The sequence below is a fragment of the Desulfobulbus alkaliphilus genome (genome assembly GCF_016918545.1).
Taxonomy (GTDB): Bacteria; Desulfobacterota; Desulfobulbia; order Desulfobulbales; family Desulfobulbaceae; genus Desulfobulbus; species Desulfobulbus alkaliphilus.
Map to the genome: position 1 here is coordinate 1 of NZ_JAFFQC010000082.1, position 1,956 is coordinate 1,956.

Annotated in this window: 2 protein-coding genes; both read left to right on the top strand. The window is 58.9% G+C overall.

From position 1 onward, the window contains the following. A partial coding sequence (locus JWG43_RS17400; RefSeq protein ID WP_205244216.1) for an integrase core domain-containing protein occupies window positions 1-1,198 on the top strand: 1,198 nt, incomplete at its 5' end. Further along, a partial coding sequence (locus JWG43_RS17405; protein ID WP_205244217.1) for a CHC2 zinc finger domain-containing protein occupies window positions 1,182-1,956 on the top strand: 775 nt, incomplete at its 3' end. The genes JWG43_RS17400 and JWG43_RS17405, both read left to right, overlap by 17 nt.

Sequence of the window (1,956 nt, forward strand, 5' to 3'; positions counted from 1 at the left end):
AATCCCCCCACAGCCTCCCCCATTCAACATGGAGGATCGAGGCATGAGACAACCAATCGATTGGGATCAGGTAGCGGAGTTGGCAGAGAAGATCAAGGAACAGGGGCTCAGTTATCGTGAGGGTGCGAAGCAATGTGGCATTCCGGTTCGGCGGCTCTACGAGCTGAGCCGACGGCAACGTACGGCTGGTCTTGGTGCTGATGGCGCTGAGGATGTGCCACCGGTTGCATCCGAGGGGAATGCGGATGGTGGCGTTGCTGTTGGTGCCGCCGCGGTAGATGAACCGGATCCCTATGATCTGTCGCCCTTGCCGGTTGAGATCCAGGAGCTGATCATCGGGTATCGGAGAGACGATGGCGGTGTTGGTTTCAAGCGGATCGAAGATCGTCTGAAGTCGGATCACCTGGTGGTGGTGAGCCGCAAGCAGATCCGGCAGGTTTTGAAGAACCATGGTCTGCTGACGGGACATGATTCGAGTTTCGACCGCCCCGTTGAGAACGGCAAAGGGAGCCGTCGTTTCGAGGCGGGCCATGCCGGTGAGATGTACCAGATGGATGTCAGCTACGTGTATTTGCGTGGCCTGCCGGTGCAGTATCTGGTGGTGATCGTCGATGATTACAGCCGTTTCTGTGTTGGTGCGGAGCTTTGCGGCGACCAGAAGGGGGAGACGCTGCTGGGGGTGCTGCATGAGACCTGCAGCCGGCACGGCAAGCCGCACAAGTTGCTGACCGATCAGGGGAGCGGCTTTTACAGCTGGAGTGCCCGACAGACCATGTTCCAACAGTATCTCGACGACCAGGGGATCGAACATCTGGTGGGTAATCGGCACAGTCCGCAAAGCCAGGGGAAAGTGGAGCGTTTGATCCAGACCCTGAAACGGGAGTGGCTGGGGCGGACCCGATTTGCCGGTCTGGCGGAAGCGGTGGCTGGGCTGGCCACGTATATCCGCAGCTACAATTATGACCGGCCGCATCAAGGCATCGACGGTTTTCGGCCGGCGGACAGGTTTTATGGGGTCATGGCGGAGCGCAGCCGGATCGAGGCGGAGCTGACGGGCAAGGAGATTGATTTTTCCAAGGGATACTGCATTTTTAAGATTCAGGACAACAGCGTCAGTGTGGTAAGCTCAGCAGCAGGTATTGCGGTCTATCTCAATGGCAAACTGCTGGAGGAGGTGAGGGATGAGCATCGCTGTTGATGCATTGAAACAGGTGCACCTGGTGGAGTTTCTGCAAACGCATTACGGCCTGGAATTCCAACGGGCTGGTTCCGGCTACGTGACGCGCAGCCCCTTTACGGCAGACCGGCAGCCGAGCCTGACCGTGCGGGAACAAGACGGGAGATGGCTGTTCAAGGATTTTTCGAGCGGTCTGGGCGGCAGCATTATCGACCTGGTGGGGGCCCTGGAAGGATTGAACGACGTTGGCCAGGCCATCCGACGGGTCCGGGAACTGGTCGGCGGGACGGTGACAGGTTCTCTGCCATTACCGCCGGCCTCTGGCGAAAGAGCGAAGCGGTATGACATCACCGAACTCTACCAGCGATTCCACCTGCAGGACCCGGGGGTCTGCCGGGACTATCTGCTGGGACGGGGTATTGGCGCGGAATTGGTCGAGCAGTTGATCGAGGAGGGCGAGGTTGTCCATAACCGGTACCAGGAGAGGTCATACTGCTGTTTTGCGGTCCGCGATGAGGCTGGTGTGTTGCGCTGCCTGGACAACCACGAGATTGCCGGTCCAGGCAAATTCGTGCTGGGCACCAAACATGTCTACAGCCGGGACTGGACGCAGTTGTCCGCATCCTTCGAGGTCTTTGTCTGCGAAGGGATTATTGACTACCTCAGCATCAAGAGCATGGATGGGGGCGTGGGGATCGCCCTGCTCGGTAACCAACTGCTGTTCGATCCAGGTCTCCTGGCGCATTGCCGACGCCTGGTCACCGCCCTGGACAATGATC